The sequence below is a fragment of the Marinomonas aquiplantarum genome (assembly GCF_003314975.1).
GTDB classification, from domain to species: Bacteria; Pseudomonadota; Gammaproteobacteria; order Pseudomonadales; family Marinomonadaceae; genus Marinomonas; species Marinomonas aquiplantarum.
The window spans coordinates 1-25,202 of sequence record NZ_QNRF01000005.1 but is presented as its reverse complement, the minus strand read 5'-3'; the positions used below and the strand labels follow the sequence as shown (position 1 = coordinate 25,202).

The window sequence follows — 25,202 nt, the reverse complement described above, 5'->3', positions numbered from 1 at the left end:
GGCTAAAAAAGAGAACTTAATGACCTTATTGGGCTTTCTTTGCGGCGTTTTGATAAGAGATTTCAAAGGGTAAATTCAAGGTCTTCAAGCGCCCCATGGCAGCCTGCCCGAGCTGCCCTTTTGGCACACTTTCCAACAAGACGAACCAATAATTTGCAACCATATTTTCAGCAAAAATGTGTGCCGTTTTTTCGTCTACACCCACTTGCTGGAAGCGTTTTACTATACCTTCGGAGATGATCGCAATTTGATTAGTGTGAAAGCCGCCCGTTACCACGCTGTCTAGCAAGACTTCTCGGGTAAACTCCGCGTATTCGTCATAGAAATGGAACAAGACCTGTGCCATCTGGGATAGATATTCAATTGGTGATACACAATGAGATTGGGCTTGAGCACCAGACCTTAGTGCAACATCCATTTCATCAAAAAAGATATCCTTCACCAAGGCCAGCTTATCGGGAAAATGCACAAACAAGGTGCCTACTGCGATGCCCGCCTGCTGACTTAAATAACGAGTACTTGTGGCGGCAATACCTTGAGAGAGAAAAGCCTGCTTCGCAATGGCTTTGATTTTGGATCGAGTGTGTTGCTTTTGTTGCTGTCGAAGACTCACGTCACCATGCCCTTTACTGAATAATCATCAAAGCCTAGCCTATCTGATTTTCAATGACGAGCAGATTTTCAATGCAAAAAAGCGAAATTATTATCGAACAGAATTAACATTAGGCATAGCAGATCGTTCAAGGCGAGTGTTTAAATCCGTCATAAAGGATTCAATACGCTGAGCGTTAACACCGTAATCCCCTCGACCAACACGTGAACACGAACGCATGTCCACTCGAACCTTACCATCACCAACTTGCAAAATACGAATAACAACATCATCGCGAAAGCCAAATATTGGTGTTCGTGCCGTTGCCTCAACAACACCCGCTGCGGGGTATTTGGCAATCACTTCCCAGCCCCTATCCTCTACTAGATCCGCCACGACATAATAAACCTGCTGTTTACTTTCTTGCGTGAATACAGGCTGAACATCTGGGTAGTACTTCTTCTGTATGGGCGCCCAATCTAGATTATAAGCGAGGTCGTTCTCATTGGAGCTACGGATGAAATTTACATTTAAAAAGGCAGGTGGCATCTCAGTATCAGTAGAAATGTCATTGATGGAAGGCAAGCCAGAACGGTGTAAATAAAAGCCGATCCACATAAAACTGTAGACGAGAGACACAATGAGTACTAAAAAAAAGAAACGCTGACTACCGATGTTTTTTTCTTTACGACAAGCGCCCAATGAAACAATAGCCAATAACGATAATACCAATGAAGCATAGACACTTTTACGCAACATGGAAAAACCTGTCAGTGGTTCGAAGATCCCCACTCGCACACCAGCAATTGAAACAAATGCCATACATCCCACTAACATCAGAAGAACATACAACACGGGAGAGATATAACGACTCATAAATAACTCAGTAGTACCAAAATAATATCTCACACCTTAGCGTGAGAAAGAGGCCACGAACAGCGCTAAAAAGAAGCTTCCAATTCATTCCTCTGTATTTGCATAATTTGTTTAAAGCTATTCTCAGCAAAGTGTAAATTCGCCAATTTTATTAACAAATTTATACATTACAGACCAACATGACAATAACACCAGATGGCATTTTTAATAACCAAAACGCCCATAGACATTATGCTCAAAAAAACCATAATGACGCCCTACCCAAAAAATGAAGACAACAATGACCAGACTGTTTCCAAAACACGCTGTCGACCAATTACGAGAAGACAGCCAAGCCAAAGCTATGAGACCTTTTTTAGCACGAGGCTCAAACGCCAAGCGATGCGCCTGTTGCTTAATGGCGAAATTCGCCTGCTTTTGTGACCACCGACAAGCGCAAAACAGCGCCCTTCAGTTCATTCTGCTTTACCATCGAGACGAAATCCACAAACCCACTAATAGTGGACGCTTAATCGCAGACCTTTTCCCAAATCAGACTCAAGCATTTATGTGGAGCAGAACAGAGCCCGAACCAGCCCTTCTCAATCTTCTAGATGAGCGTAAAGAAAGCTGCACCATTTTGTTTCCCAATACAGAAACAGCCCAGCAACAAGAAAGAACCGTAAGAAATCAATTAGAACTCGTAAGAACAGAGGAGAAGACAGATAAACCACACACCTTTGTGATTCTTGATGGCACCTGGAAACAAGCCAGTAAGATGTTCCATCAAAGCGAATGGCTCAAGCACATTCCGCATTTTGAAATCAATCAAGCAGCACAGCGTTCCTTCTTAGTCAGGCACTCAAAACATGACATGCAGTTTGCTACCGCAGAAGTCACCGCCATGCTATTAGATAGCTTAGGATACACTCAGCAAAGTGAAAATTTGCTAAGTTATTACCAAGCATTTAATCAGGCTTGCTTAAACAGTCGCAAGCGAGGTAATGAGCAATGAAAATAAACCCAAAGGACCGACTTAATGAACGCTCCCAGCAAAACACCAAGCATTAATGTAATTAAATTACATTAATGCTCTCTCGAACTGTTTATATTTCATCCAGTTAATTTATCTCAACAATAAATTCACCCAGCCATTAGAGTGAAACTGTAAAGCCTGCTTCTTCTTTTTACCGACTAAAATCGGACCATTATCTAAAAACAAAAAGGCCTTCCATGTACGCTTAAACACACCCCAAGTAAGCTCAAAGATCTGCTCGTTATGGCAACAAAAATACACTGTGGTGTCTTCCCCCCAATGATTGCAATGAGCCAACACTTCTTCGGGTAAATCTGGCGCTTCGCCATCCCATGCCTTTTCCCATTGAGCCTTATTGATTTCAATACCTTCAGGCGTTTTCTTGGGCCAATCTTGCTCCGTAAAAAGATCAGGATGAAGCTGCTCCTGACTGATGTAATCACGCCAAATTTGCTCTGCTTTTGATTCTGTCAAAAAGTGGATCTGCGCCAAATCTTCTGGCGCTACTTTTGGATCTTGACGCTTAAAAATCCAACTTTTTGAAAACAGAGATAATGCTTGGTACAAGACAATTTTCCTTACAATTTATTAAAGGTGAAAAAAACTCAACTATAGAGTGAAAAAGGATCGTTTGTTCAATTGGTCAGCCTTAACTAATATAACTCTTGTTGTAATAAAACAACATTTTTCAAAAACCAACTTAATTAAGGAGAGATTCATGGATTCTCAAAAACAATACGAAGCACTACTTGCTAAATGGGGCTACAAAGACACTACAGTTGAAGACCACGCTCGTCGTCAAAAACGCGCTCGTCAAGCTAAAGCTGTTATTGCTTTCTTTAAAGCCACTGTACGCTCTATCAAGAAGATGAGCCTTCGTTCACAAACCCTAAGCCAAGCTAGCTAATAGCCGCTTAGGCCAACCTCAGTATAACAAACGCTTAGCGTACGATTATACCTTAGATATTTTCTCTTAAGGGGAGAAAAATAATAAAACCCCTCCCTTCCTTTCTTGTCCGTTTTTTTCTTTTATAACCTTTTCTCAATCAATGCACGCTTATTACTCTGTTCTACTTTCTTCATAACACGCAAATTCGTTATCATCAGCATACATTCATAACCCAACAAGCTGTTTTATGACGTATTCTTACAAGGCTGTTTTATTTGACTGCGACGGTGTTATCGTCGATACGGAAAATCTTTCAAACGATTTATTGCGCGCCATGCTAAAAGAGCAAGGACTAGAGTTGGATGATCAGACACTGCACGATAAATTTACCGGTTTCACCAATCAAGAAAACCTTCGTAACGCTGAAGCCATGCTTGGCAAAGCTCTGCCCACTCATTTTGACGCAGAATATCGCGACAAATTTCAGGCATTAATGGAAGAGCAATTAGAACCCATTCAAGGTGTGACTGAGCTATTGAGCAAAATTCAAACGCCCATTGCCATGGCAACCAACGCCAGACGCCAAGAAATGAACTTCAAGCTTAATAAAATTGAACTTGCTGAACGTTTCAGCACACGCTTTTGTGTAGAAGACGTTGAGCACGGCAAACCAGCACCGGACCTGTATTTAAAAGCCGCAAAAGCCGTTGGAGTTGCTCCTGAAGATTGCATTGTTATTGAAGATTCAGTGGCAGGCATTCGCGCCGGGCGAGCTGCAGGCATGCGCGTGTTTGCTTTCAGCGAAACGGTACCAGCAGAATTGCAACTGGCGGCTGGCGCAACGGAAGTGTTTGACAACATGAAGCAGCTAGAAGCCTTATTAAACCTTAATTCATAAGGCTTCCTATCTGCTAACCATGCAAGCAAACAAGCTTTTCTTTAGTTCGAAATAGCCTGCAACTGCTTAAGCAGACTCTTTGGTAACTCTTTAATCACAAGAGAGCCTGAGTCTGCATCAAACTCGATAGACTCACCTAATAAATCACTATCAAAACTTAAGGTTAAAGCACGAGAGCTGCCTGATAAACGTGTCAATTTTTTCAATGCCGCTTTTTCAACGAAGATCTCTTTCTCCATTTTAAAACTATCAGAATCTGCAATCTCTAAGAATTTATTGGCTTGCTCAACCGAAAAACGCGACTCTACTTGTGACGCAATGTCTTTGATTTCTAGCGGTTCACGCTCTTCCGCTTTCGACTGACAATGTTCAGAAACCACTTTCTTAAATTCATTCGCCTGCTTAGAAGGAATCCCCTCAGCTTGACAAAATGCAGAGGTTAAATCTACTAGCTTACGAGTCTCTTTCGCCGCCGCTTTCGGTTCATCGCAACCAATGAACTGGGTAAAATATTCACTTTCAAATTTAGGAGCACGACCAAAACGAAAAGCAATATAGCGCCCTTCATCTCCAGACTGCCAAGCCGTCAAATTGATACGCAATGCCATATGCAGTTTTTCCATCTCGATTTGTTCAATCTGAGACAAACTTAAATCTGCACCAAGGCCAATACCCTTTTTACGCTTCAACATAACAATGTATAAAAAATGCGTATCATGAAGCTCATAATGGTTAAACCATAACAAGCCTCCTTCCGCCTCTTCCACCGCTTCTAGATGTTTTAAATATTCGGCAGCGCAATCTTTGGTGAACGCAGCAAAGTCGGCAAAATCATTATCTTTAAAATGCTTATACAACAAACCAGGTAACTGAGACCCCTCCTCACTGCCTTGAGGATTGGCAAAGCGCCCCGTATTCATACCAGATCGGTTAAATAAATTGGTTACTTGTGCCGACAAGGCCTCCGCCTGACTGTCTACTGGGTTTTCATTCGGACGCGCAATTAAAATGGCCTTACGTTCGCCTTCGTGCTTTTGAATTTCATGCACAATTAAGTTGCTAATAGACACCAGCTACCTCTACGTTTAATATGAATGTTTAATGACTTTTTCATTAAACCTGTAACACCTTTATTAACAATAGGATTTTCCATAATATAAGCGCCATGATAAAACCTAAAACCACAAAAAAAGAGACACGACAAGAACTCGAGTCTTTGGTCGAGGAATTTATCAAAGCCAAAGGAGAAATCCAACAAGTCGACATGGGCGAATCAGGTCTTGTTGATGGCAAGTATAACACGAGTCACATCGGCTTTAGTGAACCAAGACAAGACCGAACACCACTAAATCATGTTGTCGCTGCCATTCAACAGAAAAAGCGTCCGCCCTCACCACCATCCACAGCCAAAATAAACAATAACAAACCAAAGAAAAAAGTGATTTATGATGACTTTGGTGAACCCTTACGCTGGGTATGGGAAGATGAGTAAAAAGCGTGTAAGTTCACCTTAACTTTTTGTATTTATTCAATCTTATTGCCATAATGCCAAGCAAGCAGAAATCAAAAGGAGAGAATAATGTCGATTCGTTACCTACATGCGATGATACGAACAGACAAGCCAGAGGAAAGCCACACCTTCTACACACAAGGCTTAGGTTTGATACAGACACGTCGTATGGACAGTGAAAAGGGCCAGTTTTCACTTATCTATTACGCAACAGAACAAGGTGCTCCCGAAGTTGAGCTGACTCACAACTGGGATGATAGAAACTACTCAGGCGGTGATCAATTCGGCCACCTAGCCTTTGAAGTCGACAACATTTACCAAGTATGTGAAAACCTACAGAACATGGGTGTAACCATTTTACGACCACCAAGAGATGGCCATATGGCTTTCATCAAAGACCCTAACAACATCTCAATTGAACTACTGCAAAAGGATGGATCGTTAGAGCCTGCTGAACCTTGGGCCTCCATGAAAAATACAGGAAGCTGGTAAAAACCAGCTTCTTCTTAACAGAAAATTACAATTAAGCAATTTAATAAAACAAAGATACAAAAACCCCATAGCTACTGGTTGTTTTTTGACTTAAGCTAGTTGGTAAGTTGTATAAAGAGCCAATTATTCATGACGTCATTGTTCAAACACATCAGCATTGCAGCCAGCCTGCTTGCCTTTAGTCATTTCGCCACAGCCGAAAGTCTGTATGCGTCAAATGTAAAGGCTCGTCTTGCAGATACCGATCGTGATGGCGTGATTGACGCTCGAGACCTTTGCCCTGATACACCTATTGGCTCAGCCATAGACAATGAAGGCTGCCCAAATCAAAGCTCCAAATTACTCTCGGTTGAACTAAACATATTGTTTGATTCTGGCAAAGCCAACATCAAACCTCGTTTCTATTCCGAACTAAAAGACCTTGCAAAATTCCTTCGTGAACACCCAACCAGCACTGTGGTTATTGAAGGTCACACGGATAGCCTAGGATCCGCAGAATCAAATCGCGCTCTGTCTCAGAAACGCGCCTCTGCTATTGCCGATGTTTTGGTTGACAGTTTCCGTATCAAAGCTGATCGAGTAAAAGGCGTTGGCTATGGCGAAACTCGCCCTATTGCTACGAATGAAACAACCGAAGGCCGCAGCCAAAACCGCCGTGTTGTCGCGGAAGTTTTTGCAAAACAGCAATTTGCTAACCAACGCTGGACCATCTACAGTGTTGATCAAAGCACTAACACGGCATACAACCGCAAAAACTAAAACCTTCCTTCATCCCTCATAACAGGCTCATTCCACTTTAAAGGATTGGTCTCTGTGGCGATTCCACACGCATTATTTAAGATCTCCCTGCAACCTATCATCAGAATATCAACTAAATCCCCAACCACTCGAAACACCCTACAAAGCACATCATGAATCACACCAAGCCATAGCACTTTATAAGCCAAAGAAGTAAGCAGCCAGCTTATATCAAGACGAAAAAAAAATCCGCTCTCATTCACTGGGAGCGGATTCATGAAGGCGTTTTTATGTCTGCGATTTAGGATTGTTTGGCTAGAGATGCTTTCCAAGCGTCAATCGCCTGTTCAATATTATTTTGGTTCTGCTCCATCATCACACCAAACTGCCTACGAAAGGTCAGTCCAAAGTTAATATTGTTGATCACCACATTACTTAGCAACCATTGCTGTTGTTTAGATTCTTCCATATAGAAGACAATGTTTAACAGTCCAGCGTCGGCCATTTGAAAGTCCACATTGACTTTGGTTACACGGCCACGACCTTGTGGCCCCAACGGTTGGACATTAATCTTATCAGGATCCAATTCTAACAGTGACGCTCCGTAGGTACGCAGTAAGGTATCCTTTGTCACCGTTGCAAAACGCTCTCTTTGCTCAGGCGTTGCTCGGCGATAATATTTGCCCATGACTTTACGAGAGAAGTCGTCAAAGTCGACGACTGTCGCCAAAATCCGATCCACTCGCTCAGCTAATACTGACGGATTTTCAGCTAAAAATGCCTTGTCCTGAACGATGTCCTCACGGAAAGCTTCAACAACCTTAATCACAGCGTCTCTTGCGCCTTCTTCATCTTTCGCCCAAGCTTGGCTGATCGACAAAAGAGAAAGCATCAAAAACACGCTAGAAAACACTTTAAACATAACTATTTACTCCGAGTCACCTGATTTAAACAGGAACTGACTAATCAAATTTTCAAGTACTAAAGCGGATTGCGTATCAAATATTTCGTCACCCTCTTGCAACACTTCTTCATCCGCACCAATGGTAATACCTAGGTATTTTTCACCTAACAAACCACTGGTTAAAATCGCAATCGAGCTATCTGTTGGAATATTATCAACATCGGTATTGATGTTCATTTTAACTAGGCCCATATACAATTCTTTATCGAATGAGATGGATTCAACGGTACCCACAGTCACACCAGCAATGGTGACTTTAGAGCGGCTAGTCAGACCACCAATGTCATCAAATCGAGCCACTATTTGGTAAGTGTCTTTTTGCGCAGAAAAAGCCAAACCACTTACTTGCACCGCCAAATATACAAATGCCGCGATACCTAACAATATAAAACAACCCACCAATAACTCAGTACGCTTACTTCTCATCCTAAAAATCCCCAAACATGGCTGCCGTTAAAACAAAATCCAATGCCAAAATGGCTAATGACCCTAATACCACTGTACGAGTGGTTGCTTTGCCTATTCCTTCGGAAGTCGGCACACATTCATAGCCCTGATAAACTGCTATCCAAGTCACTACGACGGAAAAACATAACGCTTTAATAAAGCCATTCATAATATCAGTATCGAAATACACAGATTGCTGCATCAAAGACCAAAACGCGCCATCATGAACACCTAACCAGCCAACGGATACCAGCAACCCACCAATGATCCCTGTAGCCGAAAAGATAATGCTGAGTAAAGGCAAACATATCACCCCTGCAATGAAACGCGGCGCAATGATTCGTCTTAGGGGATCTACCCCCATCATTTCATAACTGGATAACTGTTCCGTGGCTTTCATTAAGCCAATTTCGGCAGTCAAAGAGGAACCGGCTCGACCAGCAAATAATAGCGCCGTGACCACAGGCGCCAACTCTCGCAACAAAGATAAGGCGAGCAACTGCCCTACTGCCTCTTCCGAGCCGAACTTTGATAAAATACTGTAACCCTGCAAAGCGAGCACCATGCCGATAAAGGCGCCTGACACCACCACAATCACCAGTGACAACACACCAACTGCGTAAAGCTGCTGGATCAAAAGTCGAATTGACTCTCTAAAGCGTACGGGCATGCGCAACACACTCTGAGCGAGAAATATTCCTGCACGACCAACGGCTTCAAGCCAGTTTAAAAACCAAGCTCCCAACCCCACTAACAGATTCATCTGGGTCCTCCTTGACTCTCTGAGGTCTCAGGATAATGAAATGGTACGGGGCCATCAGGCTCACCACGAAGGAATTGCATCACTTGCGGGTCAGTTGACGCTTGAATTGTTTCAGGCGAGCCCTCGGCAATGACATGGCCACCTGCCAAGATGCAAACATGATCAGCAATAGATAAAGACTCTTCGACATCATGCGAGACTAAAACAGAGGTAATGTTAGCTTCATCATTCAACTGACGAATCAATTTCACCAACACACCTTTAGAGATGGGATCCTGCCCAGTGAAAGGCTCATCATACATTACCAAATCAGGGTCCAATGCAATGGCTCTGGCCAAAGCGACACGTCGTGCCATGCCACCTGACAACTCAGACGGCATTAAATTGGCAGCACCACGTAGGCCCACGCTGTGCAGTTTATCCAGCACAATGCTCTCTATTTTGGATCGGCTTAGTTGAGTATGTTCTTCTAAAGGAAAAGCAATATTTTCAGCCACTGACATATCGCTAAACAAAGCACCGCTTTGGAACAGCATGCCCATTTTTTTGCGGACTTTGTATAAATCTTTTCTTGATAAGCGGTGCACATCTTCACCAGCCACTAAAATACGTCCTTGATCAGGTGATAACTGAGCAGCAATCAACCTCAATAAGGTTGTCTTCCCTGTGCCACTTGGGCCCATCACGGCGGTCACCTTGCCTTTTGGGATAGTCAAAGAGACATTTTCATAAATGGCTCTGTCTCCCCTGTAAAAACTAAGATCATGAACTTCTATGTAAGCATCAACCACTAATACACCCTTATTCCCTAGCGAATATCGACTGATACTATCATTGCATTTTTAAAAATAAAATCTCACACGCTTAAATACAATTTGTTTCCTAGGTCAAGCCTTGAATTTAAACGCTAAACCTCATTAAATGGTAGCTCCTGAAATTATGAGTAATACCTTCATCATGCTGTTGTTTTCTGCTGCCCTAATTGCTGGGCTGATTCTTTTAGTTCTTAGCTCTGACAAATTCATCGAACATTCTGCACTCGTCGCTGAGAAAATGAATGTTAGTCCAATTATTATCGGTATCACTCTGGTTGCCCTTGGCACTTCCGCTCCTGAGATGGTGGTGTCAGCCATTGCCGCCCTTGATCAAGCGCCAGAAATTGCCGTTGGCAACGTGCTCGGATCCAATATTGCCAATATCGCTCTTGTACTAGGAGCCAGCTTACTGTTCTCAGCCATTCCTGTCGCACCCGGTTTGTCCACAAAAGAAGCCCCTCTAGTCTTAGGCATTACACTGCTTACCGGCATTTTAATTTATGATCAGTTTTTGGGCGTGTGGGATGGCATAATTCTCATCACGGCGTTCATCGCCATACTTTTCGTTTTATTGCGCGGCGGTAAAGATTTATCCAGCGAACTAGTCGAAGAATTACCCGAAGATGATGGCAGCTCCGTTGGCATGTCATTAATCATTGCGGTAATGGGCTTAGCCGTCCTAATCGGCAGCTCCAAGTTACTGGTATGGGGAGCGATTGGCATTGCCACTCAGCTTGGCGTCAGCGAATTGATCATTGGTTTGACCATTGTCGCCATTGGTACTAGCCTACCAGAGCTGGCAGCCTCCATCAGTAGCGTTAGAAAGGGGCATCATGATATTGCCATAGGCAACATTTTAGGCTCGAATATTTTTAATCTAGCGACCGTGTTGCCTTTACCAGCACTGATTGCCCCCGGCCTTATTGACCATAGCATTTTAACCCGCGACTACCCTTGGACTCTTGGCCTCACGTTCGCACTGGTCATTGCGATCATTCTCTTCAAAAAAGCCAAAAATAGCAGCATTCCAAGATGGGTAGGTCTACCACTACTGGCCTCTTACGCTTTATACTTAATCATACTTAGTACCAGTGGACCCATTTAATGTCTTCGCAACATTCTAACAAATCCTTTCGCATTGTCGTTTTAATGGCAGCATTTGCTGTCATTGCACTGGCTTTGTTTTGGTATCAAGCGGCCCCAAAAGTGAATCTGCTCTCTACCGATTCACTGAGCAGCACCCCTGACTATTTTATTACAGAAGTTACCGCGCAACGGTTTGATCCTCAGGGAAAACTCATTGAGACCATCCATGCTGAACAAACACTGCACTACATCCAAGCAGCCAAGACACTGTTAGAACAGCCTAATGTTGACCGCTATTCAACATCAGGTAGCTGGCACGCAGAGGCACGACAAGGAGCAATAGAAGATGGCAGTAACGACATCTTGCTAACCGACAACGTGACGGCGGTAAAAAAATACCAAGGATCCGAGGACGTTTTATTAAACGCCGATACCATTCATTATTTGGATCAAGACAAATCATTAACTAGCCAAGGAAATGCGACCCTTACATCGAATCAAGGTAAGACTTCCGCGGGCACCATTACGACCTATATCAATTCAGAAGAAGTCATTATGACGGGATCTGTACGAGGAAATTATGAAACGATTCACTAAAACCACAGGTTTAATTACCCTATTCGCCCTGAGTCAATATGCCTTGGCCCTTCCTAATGACATCGAAAAACCATTAGAAATTCAGGCAGATGAAGCCTCTTTTGACCAAAATACCGGCCAAGCCATCTACAAGGGCAACGTGTTCGTTAAACAAGGCTCTATCGAAATTCAAGCTCAATATTTAAAAGTCACTAGTGACCCGACAACACAGAGATTCAGTAGTCTTGAAGCCTCAGGCAAGCCTGCTAAATTTAGCCAACAAGTTGATTGGAGTGGCAATATTGTCATCAGTAAAGGCAATGAAATTCACTACGCGACAGATGAAAGCAAGCTTGAAATCATAGGGGACGGCTACTTAAGCCGCATGCAAAACTCAATCTCGGCGGATTACATTCTATATATGATCCAAGATGGCACTTTTACCGCTGAGAAAAAAGATCAAGGTCGTGTCACCATGACCCTAAAACCACAAGCAGCCAAGGCAAAATAATTCATGGCAAGACTAGAAGCAAAAAACCTAGCCAAAAGTTACAAAAAGAGACCTGTGGTAAAAGATGTCTCGATCGCCGTGGAGTCAGGACAAGCCGTTGGATTATTAGGGCCAAATGGCGCCGGTAAAACAACCTGCTTTTATATGATAGTAGGCATGGTCGCAAACGATGCGGGCGGGATTTTCATTGACGACCAAGACATCACCCAAGATGCCATGCATGTTCGCGCACAAAAAGGCATTGGTTATTTACCACAAGAAGCCTCTATCTTTCGAAAAATGTCGGTAGAAGACAATATTTCAGCCATTTTAGAAACCCGTAAAGGCCTCAGTAAAGCCGAACAAAAAGCAAGACTGGAATCTCTTTTAGAAGAATTTCATATTACACACATTCGGAAAAATCTAGGCATGGCACTGTCTGGTGGCGAACGTCGACGCGTAGAAATCGCTAGAGCCCTAGCCATGAACCCCAAGTTCATACTATTAGATGAACCTTTTGCTGGTGTCGACCCTATTTCTGTGGGTGATATAAAACTCATCATTAAGCATTTACAGGACAGCGGCATTGGCGTTTTAATTACCGATCACAATGTTCGAGAAACCTTGGACATTTGTGATAAAGCCTATATCGTAGGCAACGGTTATATTATTGCCTCTGGTGAGGCCAGCGACATTATCAATAATGAACAAGTGAAAAAAGTCTATTTAGGCGACGACTTCCGCCTGTAACCCCTTATCATTGTTGTAGAAAGGGAGTAGTATGCACAACTCGTTCCAATTTAATAAAACAGACAGAGTTGCTCCATGAAGCAGTCTTTACAGCTAAAACTCGGTCAACAATTAACCATGACCCCACAACTGCAACAAGCCATCCGCTTGCTGCAGCTTTCGACGTTGGATTTAAAGCAAGAAATTCACGAATTCCTTGAGTCTAATCCCCTACTCGAACTAGACGATGATGAAGCTACATCGGCTGATACAACGAGCATTGAAGCGAAAACGGATAGAGAGACAAACAAGGACAGTACCACCAATGATCATGAGTCAGGCGAAGAAGCGCGTTTAGAATCTGAGTGGACTGAAAGCATTCCTGAAGAACTGTCTATTGACAGTAATTGGGATGACACCTATCAAAGTTCTGCGGCCGTCAGTGACTCCAATAGTTTTGACAATGATATGGATTTTGAAAGCCGTAACGCACCGGCTGAAAGTATTCAAGACCATTTAATCTGGCAACTGAATCTCACTCACATGTCAGATCGCGACTTAGAAATTGCTTACGCCATTGTCGATTGCGTTCAACCTGATGGTTATTTAAGTACCACCCTAGAAGACATTTTAGAGTCTTTAAGTGTGGATCTTGAAGAACTTGAGCTGGATGAAATTCACGCCGTACAACATAGACTACAAAGATTCGACCCAATTGGCGTCTGTTCTACCGACTTACGTGATTGTCTGCTGGTTCAACTTGAAGCATTTCAAGATCACCCTCTGTATAAAAGCACTCAGAACCTAATTAGCCATTATTTACCTCTATTAGGCAGTCGAGACTTTGTACAACTAAGTCGTAAAACCAAATTAAAAGACGAAGCATTAAAAGAAGTCATTCACCTCATCCAGCAGCTTAACCCTCGACCTGGCTCTGTGATTGATGAAGACGATACAGACTATGTAATTCCAGATGTTTCAGTCAAAAAACGTAACGGCACTTGGCAAGTAGAGCTGAATAATGACGCCCTACCGCCGATCAAAATCAATGAAACTTATTCAGCAATGGCCAGCACAGCTTCAACTGCTGAAGACGTAACCTATATTAAGAACTCCCTACAAGAAGCCAAATGGTTCATGAAAAGCTTACAAAGCCGTAATGAAACCTTACTAAAAGTGGCTAGCTGTATCGTTAGTCGACAGATTGATTTCTTTGAGTTGGGCGAAGAAGCCATGAAGCCCATGGTTCTTCATGATGTTGCAGAAGAAGTAGGCATGCACGAGTCCACCATTTCACGGGTGACTACGCAAAAATACATGCACACCCCTAAAGGTATTTTTGAGCTGAAATTCTTCTTCTCCAGCCATGTTAATACCGCTTCTGGTGGTGAATGTTCTTCTACAGCAATTCGAGCTATGATTAAAAAATTGGTTGCGGACGAACCAGCTAAAAAGCCGTTAAGCGACAACAAATTGGCCACTATTTTGGCCGATCAAGGCATTCAGGTTGCGCGACGTACCGTTGCGAAATATCGTGAGGCGATGAATATCCCTCCTTCAAATGAACGTAAAAGATTGATTTAACAGGTATAAAGTTATCATGCCATTAAACTCACTAGTAAAAGCCGAACTCGTTCTTGCGAAACAAGACATTGTCAGCAAAAAACGTGTTCTAGAAAGTTTGGCCGAAATCACTTCTAATCGCCTGCACTGTGATAATGAAGCCGTGTATGACGCATTATTAGGTCGTGAAAAACTGGGCAGTACCGGCATTGGTAACGGCATTGCTATTCCTCATTGTCGTTTGGAATCCGCCAATCACACCGCCATTGTTGTGATGTCACTGCAAACGCCGATCGACTTTGATTCAATCGATAAACAACCTGTTGATTTGATTTTTGCTCTCATCGTGCCACCGAATGAATGTGACCTGCATTTATCCACCTTGGCACAAATTGCTGAACTGGCTCAGTCTCCAGAAGCGCTAAGCAAATTGCGCGCAGCAGAAACCAATGAAGATTTATACACCAGCTTTGAATCATTAATTTAGGGAGCACAGCATGCAGGAAGAAAGTATCACCATCATCAACAAACTTGGCCTGCATGCTCGCGCCGCCGGCAAACTCGTTGAAACCACTTCGCGCTTTTCGTGCGACATTACCATTGAAAAGGAAGGTCGTAACGTTGATGGTAAAAGCATCATGGCGATGATGATGCTAGCGGCTGGAAAAGGCACCGAAATTCTGGTCAAAACCAATGGCGAAGATGAAGAAGACGCGATCAAGGCCGTTATTGAATTAATTAACAATCGTTTTGGCGAAGACGAGTAACACTCGATGTCTGAGAAAACGTTAAGTCATCTGCAAACCGTTACGGAGTCCCTCGAATCTGGGGCGACGATGCAGATTCGTTATTTACTTAACGGTGCGCTTCCTGCACAAGATGTTGCTCGCTTACTTGAATCCTCCCCACCGAAAGAACGTAAACTGCTTTGGGAGCTGATTGATTCAAAAAACGAAGGTGAAGTACTCCAATATCTAAGCGAAGACATTGGTGTGCAATTCATGAAAGAAATGGATACCGAGCGATTAGTCGCCGTATCCGAGCACTTTGAAAGCGATGACTTAGCCGATTTATTACAACACTTACCAGAAACTGTTGTAAAAGAAGTTCTGTCTTCCATGACCGCCCAGGACAGAACCCGAGTAGAAGCACTGTTGAGCTACTCGGAAGACTCTGCCGGCGGCTTGATGAACACAGACACCATTACCATTCGACCCAATATTACGGTTGATATTGTGTTCCGCTATTTACGTCGTCACTCCAGTCTTCCGGATATGACAGACAATCTGCTGGTCGTCAGTCGATCTGATCGCCTACTCGGCACCTTAACCTTGACCAAACTGTTAGTCAGTGACCCTGAAGACACAGTTCGCGATATTATGGACACCGACTGCACTGTCATTAATGCCGATACACCCGCTAGTGAAGTCGCACAATTATTTGAAAAAATGGACCTAGTATCCGCTCCTGTTATTGATGGTGACAGTAAGAAGCTATTAGGTCGTATCACCATAGATGACGTAGTCGACGTTATTCGTGATGAAGCCGAGCACTCCATGCTAAGTATGGCAGGCCTCGACGATGATGAAGATACTTTCTCTCCCATTTTGAAAACCACTAAACGACGTGCAGTCTGGCTTGGTATTAATCTGATTACCGCGTTTATTGCCTCGTATGTCATTGGGCTTTTTCAAAACACATTAGATCAAGTGGTTGCCTTGGCGATTCTAATGCCCATTGTGGCAAGCATGGGCGGCATTGCTGGCTCTCAAGTACTCACCTTGGTCATTCGCGGCATCGCACTCAACCAAATTGGCTCAACCAACGCCAAATGGCTGCTTAATCGAGAATTAATTGTCGGCATGATTAATGGCCTACTCTGGGCCAGTGTTATCGCAGCCTTAACGGCCATCTGGTTTGACAACATCAAGATTGCCTATATCATTGCAGGCGCGACCATTATTAATCTATTGTTTGCAGCAACAACAGGTACATTATTACCAATCTTCTTAAAAAAGATTGGTATCGATCCCGCTTTAGCGGGCAGTGTAATTTTGACTACCGTGACCGATGTGGTTGGGTTTTTATCCTTCCTCGGACTCGCGACTATTTTTCTTGTATAGGTTCCCATGACAGATTTTGATCAATTCGAAAACGAAGAAGACACCCCTAAGAGCAAAACTCAGATCAAGCGCGAAATGGAAGCTTTGCAAGAGATCGGTAAAAAGCTATTGAAGCTTAGTAAGAATCAGCAAAAGAAAGTTCCAATGTCTGACACGCTAAGAGATGCTCTTGCCGAAGCAGATCGTATCAAGCACCACGAAGCCACCAGAAGGCATTTACAGTACATTGGTAAAGTGATGCGTACGGAAGACTACGAAGCCATTGATCAACGCATAGCGCTATTTGATTCGACATCAGCGGCCTACAACAAACTCTTCCATCAACTGGAAATAAAACGTGATGCCTTAATCGGTGAAAACAGCAAAGAAGAACTATCAAACTACTTAGCTGATCACCCTGAAATCGAAGACATCCAACTGCTGCGACAGTTAATTCGTCAATCGCAAAAAGAAATGTCACAAGAAGGCAAAACAACCAATCGTAAAAAACTCTTCCGCTTTTTACGCGAAACCGAAGAAAAGCGTCTTGGTTTGTAATCCCTCAGAAAAATAATTAGGATTTTGAGTAGAGAGTTTTATGATATAAAAATCAGGAGCTATCTATGAGAAAGTCACGTTTTTCCGAAGGCCAGATTATATATATTTTAAAACAACATGAAGCGGGAGTGTCTGCTCCCGATTTGGCATGAGAACCCAGCATTAACCCTACTTCTGTCTCAATGGCGAGCAAAATACAGCGGCATGGATGCCTTTATAATGAAACGTTTAAAGGAACTTGAAGCAGAAAATACACGTCTTAAAAAAATGTATGCGGAAGAACAACTCAAAGCTGAGATTCGTCAGGAAGCGCTTGAGGAAAAGTGATAAAGCCATCTCAATGCGGAGAGATGACAAAGACCGTCATCGATCAGCATGAGATATCGATTCGTCTTGCCTGGGTTTGTATGGGCATCAGTGAGACGTGCTATCGATATCAAAGAAAGCTTTCATCTGAAAATGAGCTTATTGCAGATTGGCTACTCCGTCCTACTCAAGCAAATAAACCATGAGGCTTTGGTCTTTGTATAGCCCTACCTTCATAATGTAAAAGGCGACAGTTGGAACCGCAAACGCGTTTACCGACTTTATCGAGAACTTAATCGTCATCGGATACAGCGAAATAAGCCAGACACATTAAGTGTGCCTATGGCACCGAATAAAGTTTGGTCAATCGACTTGATGAGTGATGGATTATCTGGTGGTCGTAAACTGAGAACCTTTAGTGTGCTTGATGATTATAATCGAGAAGAACTCGCTATTGAGGTTGGGCTGTCTTTAGCAAGTTCAAGGGTCATTCGATCTCTTGAACAAGTCATTGAATGACGAGGGAAATCCGATGTGATAACGATCCAGAATTTATATCTGGGCAACTTGTTAATTAGGTAGCGAAGAGAGAGATCCCCCTATTATTTATTCAAAACTCAAAATGCTTATATCGAGCATTTTAATCGAACGGCAAGGCATGAATAACTCAACCTTCATCAATTTGAATCTAGAGCATGTCCAACTTCTTGCCACTCAGTGGTTATGAATGTACAACAATGAAAAGCTAAATACCGTAATTGATGGGATTACACCGAAATGGCTGTTAAAAGCAGCTTAAGTTCTACTTATAACTTCCATTAAAAAAGGGGGATTACGTTTGATATAGAAACATTATCAAACTAAGACATCTTATACTCCTAAATTAGTTAGTCTTCAGGGGAGTATATGATGAATTTGCACAACGCTCTACAGAAAATTAACCAGAGGGCTTGATAAAAGAAGCCGATACTTTCTTCATTAACATCATTTTCAATGTAACAAAATGATGTTAATTTGTACGGAATAAGGAAGGTAGGAATATATAAAAGCAATTTCAATGATGAATCCAATCTTCATCTCTCACACGTATGCATAAAGAGGACTACAATGCGTAAAGCGCTCAATTTTTTCGTAATACTTGTACCAACCCTTATCGTTACCTGGCTCACATTCTTTCAAATGATCAATTCTGAGACGAATATCAGTGAGTTTTTAGTACAATCTATCGGTGGCGGTGTTGGCTCTTATAGAGCGTTCTTAGTTTTGATAGCCACCTTACTCTTTGTATTCATTGCATATTTAGGCAAGAAAACAGCATTTGGCGTCGCAAGAAAAAGTACTTCTATCGGATTTTATGTCGCTTCATTAATCGGACTTTTTGCCTTTCTGTTAATAGGAAGCGAATTCAGCGCGCCTAAGTATACGTTTGCTCCTCTGTTCAAATTTAAGCAAGGGTATTACTTTGGGCGAGTTGTAGAGCAGTCTGGGATAGAATTTAAACTCGATAAATGTTCTAAGTCAGGCACTAAAATCACTTGCCATATAGATCTATACAATTCAGGCAAAGATGACGTTTTAAAATATGGCAAATCATCCTACTTAATTGATAACGCTAACAACCGAGCAAATGTTACAAATTTTACTATTGGCACTCAATCTTACGGTCATTTAGGTTACAACGGTATTTCCTTCCCTGTTCAATCAAAAGCAACTCTTCAAGTGTCTTTTGAGACAAAAGCTTTATCAGACTCAACATTAGTAAGGGCACTTTATTTGAACATCCGTTTTGATGGTAAAAGTAGACAAGTTACCTTTCGAAATATTGAGCTGTAAAAAGCATGTTTGACATTGAAAACGGTGTAAATCATCTAACTGAAGCGCCTAATGCAACTAGGCTTGGTGAGTTGATCAAAGAGATCCGAGTAAAGTCTAACTTGGTAAAAAGCCGAGAGGCCGCCGCCGATTATTATAAAAAGCTCGCACCTAATTCAACAATAGATTACAAAAATCTGCAACAGTGGGAAGATAAAGGAATTATACCATCTGAACCTTTTAGGAAGACATTCTTTCTTATTTTGGAACAGTTATGCCAAACTCGCGCACTAGCAGATGAATGGAAAAGGGTATATCACGAACTGGTAAAAAAAGAGAAAGATGCAAAGAAACAAAACAAGAAATCTCTAGAACGTACCTCTGAAAGCTCTGAAAGCTCTGAAAGCTCTGAAAGCTCTGAAAGCTCTGAAAGCTCTGAAAGCTCTGAAAGCTCTGAAAGCTCTGAAAGCTCTGAAAGCATAATGTCAAAAAACGAGAAAAGTACAAGTAGTATAGAGAGCGACCGCAATCACAATTACGAAGCTGAGACGATTGGTGATACTTCGCACGAAGTTAATGATAAAGAATCGACGCGCCCGAATAACACAGTGCAGTTCTTTTTTAATAAAAGCACCAATACTTCGAATACACTCCTATTCAGCGTACTCATTTTAGCCGCTCTTGTCGGTTATCTATTAATCAATAATACAAATAAAAGCAATAAGGTTGAAAACCTGCCACTCAAAGAACATCAAAAAGAAACGGCAGAGCAGGCTTCTTTCAATACGTCAAAAGGCAATCTAGCGAGCGATGCCAAGCCACTAATAAAAAACCAAGTAGATAGCTCGATCTCTCCCAATAGTACAAGCCGTCAAGCTCAAAATGAGTCCCCCATACTAGAAAAAGCAGTTATCAACCATGCCAAAACACCTTCAGGCAACTCTAACAATGATGTTCTGCTAAACAATAATGTAGATTCCGCAGTCTACAGGACAGGACTAAAAGTCGATGTTTTTAGACTTGTACAGAAATCAAAAAAGCCCCCGAAATCAAAGTCAGGCGTCAAAGTCGCTGAGTATGTACATAACGAAAACGCCCGTTTCTATTACTACTCAAAAAAGTTAAACTCAACCACGTTAAATACGTTAGCAAACAAAAACACAGGATTTCACTACTCTGGTTTTCTAACCTTAAACGAATCTGGAGAGTATGTTTTTGACGCCAGATATCAAACTATCTGGAATGCCATCAATCCATATTGGAGCAAAGATTGTAGATTTAACATATCTCTAGATGACAAGACTCTTTTCTACGAAACAGAAAAAGTTGGAATGCAAAAACATAAAAGCTTCTTAGCTAGCGACATATTAGAAAGCGGAAAGCATAAATTCGATATATGGTTCTCATGCGAAGACATGTTCGGCTTAAGTGCAAAACAAGATTACGATGTCTATACGGACACGTTTATAGAGCTCTACATCAAAGAACCATCTGCAACTCAACTACACCTAATAAATCGTTCAATGCTGAGCCATTAAAAGGCCCGCCTAAACATAGAGCTTGCTCAAGCGGGGCTCGTTGTAATGGCGCTATAAAATCCGTTTAATCATTGGGTCATTAGACATCTCCTCCTCCCAGGAGGGATAACAGGAGCACAGTGGCGCAGATTCCATAGTAAACTCTCCTGTTCGTCTATATGATTCAATAATATCCAGAACAATTGGATCACAACTACTGCAATTTGACGGGATTGCTTTTGGTGGCGGGTTGTCATCAAAACCGCCAATCGTAACAGGCCATCGATTCTGTTTTGCTTGTTCAATCACTTTAATAATGGTCCAAAGCCAAGGCGTTCTAAAGTCACCTCTATCATAAATTCTCTCCAATGGTGTTCCAGGCGATACAAATGCACAAGACAGAGCGATTTCGTCAACACCAATACTCGATAAGTACTCAAGAGTGTTAATTACGTCGTGATAAGCCTGGGCCTCATTTAGTAAATGTGGCTTCAAGAATACATAGACATAGCTTACCACTCCTACCTCCTTCATCATTTTAACTTTACGTTCAAATCGCCCTAAATCGATCCCCTTATTCATAATATTATTTCTCACGATGTCATTTGAACTTTCTAGACCGATTCCTACCATCAAAGTTTTATCTCCTAGCTGATCAACTGCATTTTCCAATTTTTTTCTAGAAATAAAGTTAGGATATGCTTCGACAAGAAGCTGTTTGGTTTTTTTACTGTGAGACACTCTATTATAAACGTATTCTTGGAAGCCAATAGGTAACTCTGATTCTGGAAAAAAGCTTCCACCATTGAAAATAGCCAACCTTTCACTTTTCTCACTGTAGTCAAAAAGTGAATCAAACATTTTTATATAAGTCTCTGAATCTAATTTCCAGCTTCCATAATAATCTTCATATCCGGCACCTTTTATGACGTCTCTTGTCAATCCAGGAAAAGCACAAAATGTACAAGCATCTCCTTTTTTAGAACGGTAGTAAGCACAACCTCCACCAGGCACTACCATAGTATTTTGATAAATTGATTTTTTTAAGTACGGTGAATATTTAATATCTACCGATTTCTCGCATGGATAACCATCTACTAATTTCATATTTATACCCTTACATTGATGAAGGTATAATTATCAAATCATTTAATTTAAAAAACACGATAAGCGTTTTATAAAGTTCTAATATGGTTTTAATAAAGTTAAAAGATATCGAATCTAAAATTTATTATTAGAACGTTATTAAAGCATTATAGTGACTAATTTTTTTAGTGACCTCATATTAAATACTCACAAAAAAGGAGATATTTATGAAAATTGAGTTACTGAAACCATGTCACTTTAAAGCGGTAGAATCCCTCGAAACAAACGTTTGGGGAAGTGAGGGAGCAGATTTAAGTATTATAAAATCGCGCTACAAAACGTTTCCAGAAGGCAATGTCATTGTTATTCACCAGGAGAAAATTGTTGGTTATGCAGCAGTTCAGAGAGTCAGTCGTATGAGTTGTCACAACTGGGACATTCAGACAGATAATGGTTTTATTAAAAGAACGCATAAGCCGGATGGACATATAATATATGGCATAGGAATGTCTGGAGTAAAAAATGGTGTATCCAACTTAATTATCGATTATTTTTATGATAAATTCATAAGTTCAGGAACTTGCTATATGCTAGCGTTAGGAAGTCGAGTACCTGGTTTTAAAGGCTGGAAATTTAAAACAGGTGGAGACATAACTCAGTATATAAACAGCCGACGCAAAAACGGATTTTCTCTAGACCCCGAGCTCTACTTATACCAAAAAAATGGTTTTGAAGTATTGTGTGAAATGGAAAATTACTTTCCATGTGTAGATAGCGAAAATAATGGAGCTCTAATTATAAGGAGGTAAAAAGTGGTGGCTATACGCCACCATAACCTAATATTATAAGGATTTTAATTTGAAAGACATACTATCACCACTATATGAAACAATTATAAACCAAAATAAATGGGAGTATTTAATAGAAATACTATGTAATAGAACTAAGTCGAAAAGTGGCTTCATAACGTTAAGAGAGAAGAAAAATTCTAGAATAGTAGTACCAAACCAGGTCAATATAGACCTAAAAAGCCCTTTAATATTTGGACTAAAAAAAGAGGATATATATTCTTATATTAACGAGTATATTCATATAGATCCGTGGACTTTAATTGAGTTAAAGCATCACCCATTTACACCATATAACATGGCTAAGCATCTCCCTATTGAAGAACTTTCTAAATCCGTTTTTTGGAAATGGCTACAACCTCAAGACATTAATGATGCCATAGTTCTTGAACTATATTCTTGTGAAAACCATTGGATATCACTCAACCTACTTTTCAAAAACACCTCCGAAGAAGACCTTAACGACAAATTATCATTCCTAACCTACTTGCAGCCAAAGTTGCGAGAGGTATGGGAATTAGGCCAACGGTTTAGGGCGTCCCAAGCATCATCACCAGGTATGGATTACTTTGTACAACAACAAGAATTACCATCCTTACTAATGGATGAACAGAATAAACTCGTTTCGACAAACTCTCACATGGAGGAGCTAATAGGTAACAAAAACGCCCCAATCGCTCTTCGCAACCAAACAGTCTACTTTAAGGAAAAAAATATTAGAGAAAGTATAAAAACAGCCTTTTCATCACTCACACCAAAGACAAATACTGAAATAATATTCACTTCCAGTGACTGGAACTATAAGTGTGCATTACTTGGTGAGCAGTCGGACCTAATAGGAAAAAACTCTGGAGTAAAGTTTATTCAGTTACTCGAAGCATCAAATGATGTCCAAGGCCATACATCTCTGATATGGGAGCTAGAATTTTTAACATCTCGCGAACAACAGTTGGTAAAAGTACTAGCTAACGGCGGCAGAGTTGTCGACTTTGAAAGAACTTACAATATCGCGAAAAGTACAGCGCATTCGCATTGGAGCAATGTCAAAAAGAAGCTTGTTATTTCCGATCGATCAGAAATCGTCGCGATGCATCACTCTTATTTAAAAAACCAGTAACTAGTTACTATTTATTCAAAATTCATAAATAAATAACAATTAGGTGTTTCAAAAAAAGTAACCCATTGGTCGAAGAAATTCGACTAGCAAACCTCATATAAGGGAAGAACTAGGGAACACCTCCATGAAAAATATATTTAAAAGCGCCATAATCATAACAACTCTTTTTATGTTCGGGTGTTCTTCTATGAACACAGCTTTAAAGAAGCGAGAGTTGGACGTTGAATCCAGATTAAGCTATGCAGTGGTATTAGATCCTCTAGCACCAGAAGAACGTATCGTTTATACACGTGTTCGAGACGTATCTGGAAACAAGATGCGAAAAGTAATGCAAACAACCATCGAACAGCAGCTTAGTGCAGAAGGTTTTACAGTTACAAATAATCCCAAAGAAGCGAATTTAATGCTAAATGCAACAATTCTCTCCGCAGGAAAAACCACGGCTGATGAAGCAGACCGTTCTCTCTCTGCAGGCTACAAAGGAGCTGCCGAAGGAGCTGCTCTAGGTTATATGGTTGGCGCCGCTGGAGGATCATCTAGCAGCGACTCTATGAAGTCTGGGCTTGTAGCTGGCGCAGCTGGCTTTCTCGCTGATGCCTTAGTAGAAGATGTTTACTATACCTTTGTGATGGATATTGAGCTAAGAGAGCGCCCCTTGGAAGGCGATGAAATTGAAAACTCAACACAAAACAAATCAGCAACAGGTATGTCCACTTCGAATACAGCAACGTTATCTATGGCAGAAAGCTCTGTTAAACGAGGAGAGAACTTTAAATGGATAATTCACAAGACTCGAATCGTAACGACAGCAAACAAAATGAATTTAAAAATCGAAGAAGCTATTCCAGCGGTTCAAGATAAAACGGCATCTAGCTTATCCGAAATGTTGATGTAAGAGCCTATTAGTGAGTGATAAGCATAGCATGTATCGCTAATCGCTCACTTTCTTCAAATACTACAGAAACGAGAATAGAGATGAACATAAAAGCGGTGATGTACCTGATTCTAGGATTAATTGTACCTATTTGGCCTATATCCTTACCTATATTTTGGTTCTTAGCTTATAAAGCCACACAAGACCAGTCTAAAACAGCTGAAAGCCCCCCGCCAACCCAAGAAGCTGAAGGAAGCCCCTCTCAGCAGTTGAAAGAGCTGACAGATGCAAAAGAGTTGTTTGAGAAGGGTCTAATTAACAAAGAGGAGTTCAATACCCTCAAATCTAATTTATTAATTAACACAGAGCAAACGTAGCCTGAAGCGAATAACACTTTTTCGAAAGCATTTCTAAAAACAATTAAAAAGCTCGCTTTGATGCCATTGTAATCCCCCCATTTTTAACAGGGGTGAAAAGTAGAGCCTAAGCTGCCTTCATAAGCCATTTAGGTGGAATGCCACCAATGGCACTGTTTGGCC

30 protein-coding genes and 1 pseudogene are annotated in these 25,202 nt (G+C 41.5%); 22 read left to right on the top strand and 9 right to left on the bottom strand.

Annotation, left to right across the window (positions count from 1 at the left end; translation table 11 throughout):
* Positions 1-25: 25 nt before the first annotated feature.
* Together DFP76_RS10170 and DFP76_RS10165 are read right to left on the bottom strand one after the other, a co-directional pair.
* The gene (locus DFP76_RS10170) at positions 26-613 is read right to left on the bottom strand and encodes a TetR/AcrR family transcriptional regulator (RefSeq protein ID WP_113874541.1); all 588 of its coding nucleotides are present in this window, start codon (positions 611-613) and stop codon (positions 26-28) included.
* Between the two features lie 90 nt (positions 614-703).
* Entirely contained in the window at positions 704-1,468 is a 765-nt protein-coding gene (locus tag DFP76_RS10165) for a DUF1499 domain-containing protein (RefSeq protein ID WP_113874540.1), read from the bottom strand.
* 280 nt (positions 1,469-1,748) lie between these two features.
* Here DFP76_RS10165 and DFP76_RS10160 point away from each other — a divergent pair, with 280 nt between their 5' ends.
* Positions 1,749-2,462 carry a tRNA-uridine aminocarboxypropyltransferase gene (locus DFP76_RS10160; RefSeq protein ID WP_113874539.1) on the top strand — a complete coding sequence of 238 codons (714 nt, stop codon included), beginning with the start codon at positions 1,749-1,751 and terminating at the stop codon, positions 2,460-2,462.
* 111 nt (positions 2,463-2,573) lie between these two features.
* On the opposite strand, the gene DFP76_RS10155 is transcribed toward DFP76_RS10160, so the two are convergent.
* Positions 2,574-3,050, bottom strand: coding sequence for a DUF2947 family protein (locus tag DFP76_RS10155; RefSeq protein WP_113874538.1), 477 nt, complete (start codon positions 3,048-3,050; stop codon positions 2,574-2,576).
* Positions 3,051-3,201: 151 nt separating this feature from the next.
* On the opposite strand from DFP76_RS10155, the gene DFP76_RS10150 reads away from it, so the two are divergent.
* Together DFP76_RS10150 and DFP76_RS10145 are read left to right on the top strand one after the other, a co-directional pair.
* Entirely contained in the window at positions 3,202-3,390 is a 189-nt protein-coding gene (locus DFP76_RS10150; RefSeq protein WP_113874537.1) for a hypothetical protein, read from the top strand.
* A gap of 229 nt (positions 3,391-3,619) precedes the next feature.
* The gene (locus tag DFP76_RS10145; RefSeq protein ID WP_113874536.1) at positions 3,620-4,270 is read left to right on the top strand and encodes an HAD family hydrolase; all 651 of its coding nucleotides are present in this window, start codon (positions 3,620-3,622) and stop codon (positions 4,268-4,270) included.
* Between the two features lie 41 nt (positions 4,271-4,311).
* On the opposite strand, the gene DFP76_RS10140 is transcribed toward DFP76_RS10145, so the two are convergent.
* The gene (locus DFP76_RS10140; protein ID WP_113874535.1) at positions 4,312-5,340 is read right to left on the bottom strand and encodes a nucleoid-associated protein; all 1,029 of its coding nucleotides are present in this window, start codon (positions 5,338-5,340) and stop codon (positions 4,312-4,314) included.
* A 95-nt stretch (positions 5,341-5,435) separates the two neighbouring features.
* Between DFP76_RS10140 and DFP76_RS10135 the strand changes: the two genes are divergently transcribed.
* The 3 genes from DFP76_RS10135 (at position 5,436) to DFP76_RS10125 (ending at position 7,031) form a co-directional block, all read left to right on the top strand.
* Positions 5,436-5,762 (top strand): hypothetical protein, encoded by a 327-nt coding sequence (locus tag DFP76_RS10135; protein WP_113874534.1) that lies wholly within the window; start codon positions 5,436-5,438, stop codon positions 5,760-5,762.
* 87 nt (positions 5,763-5,849) lie between these two features.
* A complete protein-coding gene (locus DFP76_RS10130; RefSeq protein ID WP_113874533.1) occupies positions 5,850-6,272 on the top strand; it encodes a VOC family protein in 423 nt (140 codons plus the stop codon).
* Positions 6,273-6,401: 129 nt separating this feature from the next.
* The gene (locus tag DFP76_RS10125) at positions 6,402-7,031 is read left to right on the top strand and encodes an OmpA family protein (protein ID WP_113874532.1); all 630 of its coding nucleotides are present in this window, start codon (positions 6,402-6,404) and stop codon (positions 7,029-7,031) included.
* A 280-nt stretch (positions 7,032-7,311) separates the two neighbouring features.
* On the opposite strand, the gene DFP76_RS10115 is transcribed toward DFP76_RS10125, so the two are convergent.
* Genes DFP76_RS10115 through DFP76_RS10100 form a run of 4 tightly spaced genes read right to left on the bottom strand, consistent with a single transcriptional unit; the run spans position 7,312 to position 9,975 of the window.
* Positions 7,312-7,932 (bottom strand): MlaC/ttg2D family ABC transporter substrate-binding protein, encoded by a 621-nt coding sequence (locus DFP76_RS10115; protein WP_113874530.1) that lies wholly within the window; start codon positions 7,930-7,932, stop codon positions 7,312-7,314.
* A 6-nt stretch (positions 7,933-7,938) separates the two neighbouring features.
* A complete protein-coding gene (mlaD, locus tag DFP76_RS10110) occupies positions 7,939-8,400 on the bottom strand; it encodes an outer membrane lipid asymmetry maintenance protein MlaD (RefSeq protein WP_113874529.1) in 462 nt (153 codons plus the stop codon).
* A gap of 1 nt (position 8,401) precedes the next feature.
* Positions 8,402-9,184, bottom strand: a complete 783-nt coding sequence (gene mlaE / locus DFP76_RS10105) for a lipid asymmetry maintenance ABC transporter permease subunit MlaE (protein ID WP_113874528.1) — start codon at positions 9,182-9,184, stop codon at positions 8,402-8,404.
* Positions 9,181-9,975 (bottom strand): ABC transporter ATP-binding protein, encoded by a 795-nt coding sequence (locus DFP76_RS10100; protein ID WP_113874527.1) that lies wholly within the window; start codon positions 9,973-9,975, stop codon positions 9,181-9,183. The genes mlaE and DFP76_RS10100 overlap by 4 nt, the downstream gene beginning before the upstream one ends.
* A 130-nt stretch (positions 9,976-10,105) precedes the next feature.
* Between DFP76_RS10100 and DFP76_RS10095 the strand changes: the two genes are divergently transcribed.
* The 12 genes and pseudogenes from DFP76_RS10095 to DFP76_RS10040 all read left to right on the top strand — a co-directional run bounded on the left by DFP76_RS10095 (position 10,106) and on the right by DFP76_RS10040 (position 20,759).
* A complete protein-coding gene (locus DFP76_RS10095) occupies positions 10,106-11,104 on the top strand; it encodes a calcium/sodium antiporter (RefSeq protein ID WP_113874526.1) in 999 nt (332 codons plus the stop codon).
* Complete coding sequence (gene lptC / locus DFP76_RS10090) at positions 11,104-11,682, top strand: LPS export ABC transporter periplasmic protein LptC (RefSeq protein ID WP_113874525.1); 579 nt, start codon at positions 11,104-11,106, stop codon at positions 11,680-11,682. The genes DFP76_RS10095 and lptC overlap by 1 nt, the downstream gene beginning before the upstream one ends.
* Complete coding sequence (gene lptA / locus DFP76_RS10085; RefSeq protein WP_113874524.1) at positions 11,666-12,172, top strand: lipopolysaccharide transport periplasmic protein LptA; 507 nt, start codon at positions 11,666-11,668, stop codon at positions 12,170-12,172. Before lptC ends, lptA begins: the two co-directional genes overlap by 17 nt.
* A gap of 3 nt (positions 12,173-12,175) precedes the next feature.
* Positions 12,176-12,901, top strand: coding sequence for an LPS export ABC transporter ATP-binding protein (lptB, locus tag DFP76_RS10080; protein ID WP_113874523.1), 726 nt, complete (start codon positions 12,176-12,178; stop codon positions 12,899-12,901).
* Between the two features lie 75 nt (positions 12,902-12,976).
* Entirely contained in the window at positions 12,977-14,464 is a 1,488-nt protein-coding gene (locus DFP76_RS10075; RefSeq protein ID WP_113874522.1) for an RNA polymerase factor sigma-54, read from the top strand.
* Between the two features lie 16 nt (positions 14,465-14,480).
* Positions 14,481-14,930: a PTS sugar transporter subunit IIA gene (locus DFP76_RS10070; protein ID WP_113874521.1), complete on the top strand. Its 450-nt coding sequence runs from the start codon at positions 14,481-14,483 to the stop codon at positions 14,928-14,930.
* 10 nt (positions 14,931-14,940) lie between these two features.
* The gene (locus tag DFP76_RS10065) at positions 14,941-15,210 is read left to right on the top strand and encodes an HPr family phosphocarrier protein (protein ID WP_113874520.1); all 270 of its coding nucleotides are present in this window, start codon (positions 14,941-14,943) and stop codon (positions 15,208-15,210) included.
* 6 nt (positions 15,211-15,216) lie between these two features.
* A complete protein-coding gene (gene mgtE, locus DFP76_RS10060; protein WP_113874519.1) occupies positions 15,217-16,566 on the top strand; it encodes a magnesium transporter in 1,350 nt (449 codons plus the stop codon).
* 6 nt (positions 16,567-16,572) lie between these two features.
* Complete coding sequence (gene yjgA, locus DFP76_RS10055) at positions 16,573-17,103, top strand: ribosome biogenesis factor YjgA (protein WP_113874518.1); 531 nt, start codon at positions 16,573-16,575, stop codon at positions 17,101-17,103.
* Between the two features lie 65 nt (positions 17,104-17,168).
* Positions 17,169-18,208, top strand: a pseudogene (locus tag DFP76_RS10050) (transposase).
* A 308-nt stretch (positions 18,209-18,516) separates the two neighbouring features.
* Positions 18,517-19,242 (top strand): hypothetical protein, encoded by a 726-nt coding sequence (locus DFP76_RS10045; protein WP_113874517.1) that lies wholly within the window; start codon positions 18,517-18,519, stop codon positions 19,240-19,242.
* A gap of 5 nt (positions 19,243-19,247) precedes the next feature.
* Positions 19,248-20,759 (top strand): hypothetical protein, encoded by a 1,512-nt coding sequence (locus DFP76_RS10040; protein WP_113874516.1) that lies wholly within the window; start codon positions 19,248-19,250, stop codon positions 20,757-20,759.
* Positions 20,760-20,810: 51 nt separating this feature from the next.
* Here the strand turns inward: DFP76_RS10040 and DFP76_RS10035 are convergent, their stop codons facing one another.
* A complete protein-coding gene (locus DFP76_RS10035; RefSeq protein WP_113874515.1) occupies positions 20,811-21,845 on the bottom strand; it encodes a hypothetical protein in 1,035 nt (344 codons plus the stop codon).
* 206 nt (positions 21,846-22,051) lie between these two features.
* Between DFP76_RS10035 and DFP76_RS10030 the strand changes: the two genes are divergently transcribed.
* The 4 genes from DFP76_RS10030 (at position 22,052) to DFP76_RS10015 (ending at position 25,040) form a co-directional block, all read left to right on the top strand.
* A complete protein-coding gene (locus tag DFP76_RS10030; protein WP_113874514.1) occupies positions 22,052-22,633 on the top strand; it encodes a hypothetical protein in 582 nt (193 codons plus the stop codon).
* 49 nt (positions 22,634-22,682) lie between these two features.
* The gene (locus DFP76_RS10025; RefSeq protein WP_113874513.1) at positions 22,683-23,789 is read left to right on the top strand and encodes a LuxR C-terminal-related transcriptional regulator; all 1,107 of its coding nucleotides are present in this window, start codon (positions 22,683-22,685) and stop codon (positions 23,787-23,789) included.
* Positions 23,790-23,913: 124 nt separating this feature from the next.
* The gene (locus tag DFP76_RS10020; protein WP_113874512.1) at positions 23,914-24,684 is read left to right on the top strand and encodes a complement resistance protein TraT; all 771 of its coding nucleotides are present in this window, start codon (positions 23,914-23,916) and stop codon (positions 24,682-24,684) included.
* Between the two features lie 80 nt (positions 24,685-24,764).
* Positions 24,765-25,040: an SHOCT domain-containing protein gene (locus tag DFP76_RS10015; protein WP_113874511.1), complete on the top strand. Its 276-nt coding sequence runs from the start codon at positions 24,765-24,767 to the stop codon at positions 25,038-25,040.
* Positions 25,041-25,202: the final 162 nt, after the last annotated feature.

What these genes read in the sequence shown, in the direction of transcription:
- DFP76_RS10165 (WP_113874540.1), bottom strand. Translation starts at nt 1,468, where the DNA reads ATGAGTCGTTATATCTCTCCCGTGTTGTATGTTCTTCTGATGTTAGTG.
- DFP76_RS10160 (WP_113874539.1), top strand. Translation starts at nt 1,749, where the DNA reads ATGACCAGACTGTTTCCAAAACACGCTGTCGACCAATTACGAGAAGAC.
- DFP76_RS10150 (WP_113874537.1), top strand. Translation starts at nt 3,202, where the DNA reads ATGGATTCTCAAAAACAATACGAAGCACTACTTGCTAAATGGGGCTAC.
- DFP76_RS10145 (WP_113874536.1), top strand. Translation starts at nt 3,620, where the DNA reads ATGACGTATTCTTACAAGGCTGTTTTATTTGACTGCGACGGTGTTATC.
- DFP76_RS10135 (WP_113874534.1), top strand. Translation starts at nt 5,436, where the DNA reads ATGATAAAACCTAAAACCACAAAAAAAGAGACACGACAAGAACTCGAG.
- DFP76_RS10130 (WP_113874533.1), top strand. Translation starts at nt 5,850, where the DNA reads ATGTCGATTCGTTACCTACATGCGATGATACGAACAGACAAGCCAGAG.
- DFP76_RS10125 (WP_113874532.1), top strand. Translation starts at nt 6,402, where the DNA reads ATGACGTCATTGTTCAAACACATCAGCATTGCAGCCAGCCTGCTTGCC.
- DFP76_RS10115 (WP_113874530.1), bottom strand. Translation starts at nt 7,932, where the DNA reads ATGTTTAAAGTGTTTTCTAGCGTGTTTTTGATGCTTTCTCTTTTGTCG.
- mlaD (WP_113874529.1), bottom strand. Translation starts at nt 8,400, where the DNA reads ATGAGAAGTAAGCGTACTGAGTTATTGGTGGGTTGTTTTATATTGTTA.
- mlaE (WP_113874528.1), bottom strand. Translation starts at nt 9,184, where the DNA reads ATGAATCTGTTAGTGGGGTTGGGAGCTTGGTTTTTAAACTGGCTTGAA.
- DFP76_RS10095 (WP_113874526.1), top strand. Translation starts at nt 10,106, where the DNA reads ATGGTAGCTCCTGAAATTATGAGTAATACCTTCATCATGCTGTTGTTT.
- lptC (WP_113874525.1), top strand. Translation starts at nt 11,104, where the DNA reads ATGTCTTCGCAACATTCTAACAAATCCTTTCGCATTGTCGTTTTAATG.
- lptA (WP_113874524.1), top strand. Translation starts at nt 11,666, where the DNA reads ATGAAACGATTCACTAAAACCACAGGTTTAATTACCCTATTCGCCCTG.
- lptB (WP_113874523.1), top strand. Translation starts at nt 12,176, where the DNA reads ATGGCAAGACTAGAAGCAAAAAACCTAGCCAAAAGTTACAAAAAGAGA.
- DFP76_RS10075 (WP_113874522.1), top strand. Translation starts at nt 12,977, where the DNA reads ATGAAGCAGTCTTTACAGCTAAAACTCGGTCAACAATTAACCATGACC.
- DFP76_RS10070 (WP_113874521.1), top strand. Translation starts at nt 14,481, where the DNA reads ATGCCATTAAACTCACTAGTAAAAGCCGAACTCGTTCTTGCGAAACAA.
- DFP76_RS10065 (WP_113874520.1), top strand. Translation starts at nt 14,941, where the DNA reads ATGCAGGAAGAAAGTATCACCATCATCAACAAACTTGGCCTGCATGCT.
- mgtE (WP_113874519.1), top strand. Translation starts at nt 15,217, where the DNA reads ATGTCTGAGAAAACGTTAAGTCATCTGCAAACCGTTACGGAGTCCCTC.
- yjgA (WP_113874518.1), top strand. Translation starts at nt 16,573, where the DNA reads ATGACAGATTTTGATCAATTCGAAAACGAAGAAGACACCCCTAAGAGC.
- DFP76_RS10045 (WP_113874517.1), top strand. Translation starts at nt 18,517, where the DNA reads ATGCGTAAAGCGCTCAATTTTTTCGTAATACTTGTACCAACCCTTATC.
- DFP76_RS10040 (WP_113874516.1), top strand. Translation starts at nt 19,248, where the DNA reads ATGTTTGACATTGAAAACGGTGTAAATCATCTAACTGAAGCGCCTAAT.
- DFP76_RS10035 (WP_113874515.1), bottom strand. Translation starts at nt 21,845, where the DNA reads ATGAAATTAGTAGATGGTTATCCATGCGAGAAATCGGTAGATATTAAA.
- DFP76_RS10030 (WP_113874514.1), top strand. Translation starts at nt 22,052, where the DNA reads ATGAAAATTGAGTTACTGAAACCATGTCACTTTAAAGCGGTAGAATCC.
- DFP76_RS10020 (WP_113874512.1), top strand. Translation starts at nt 23,914, where the DNA reads ATGAAAAATATATTTAAAAGCGCCATAATCATAACAACTCTTTTTATG.
- DFP76_RS10015 (WP_113874511.1), top strand. Translation starts at nt 24,765, where the DNA reads ATGAACATAAAAGCGGTGATGTACCTGATTCTAGGATTAATTGTACCT.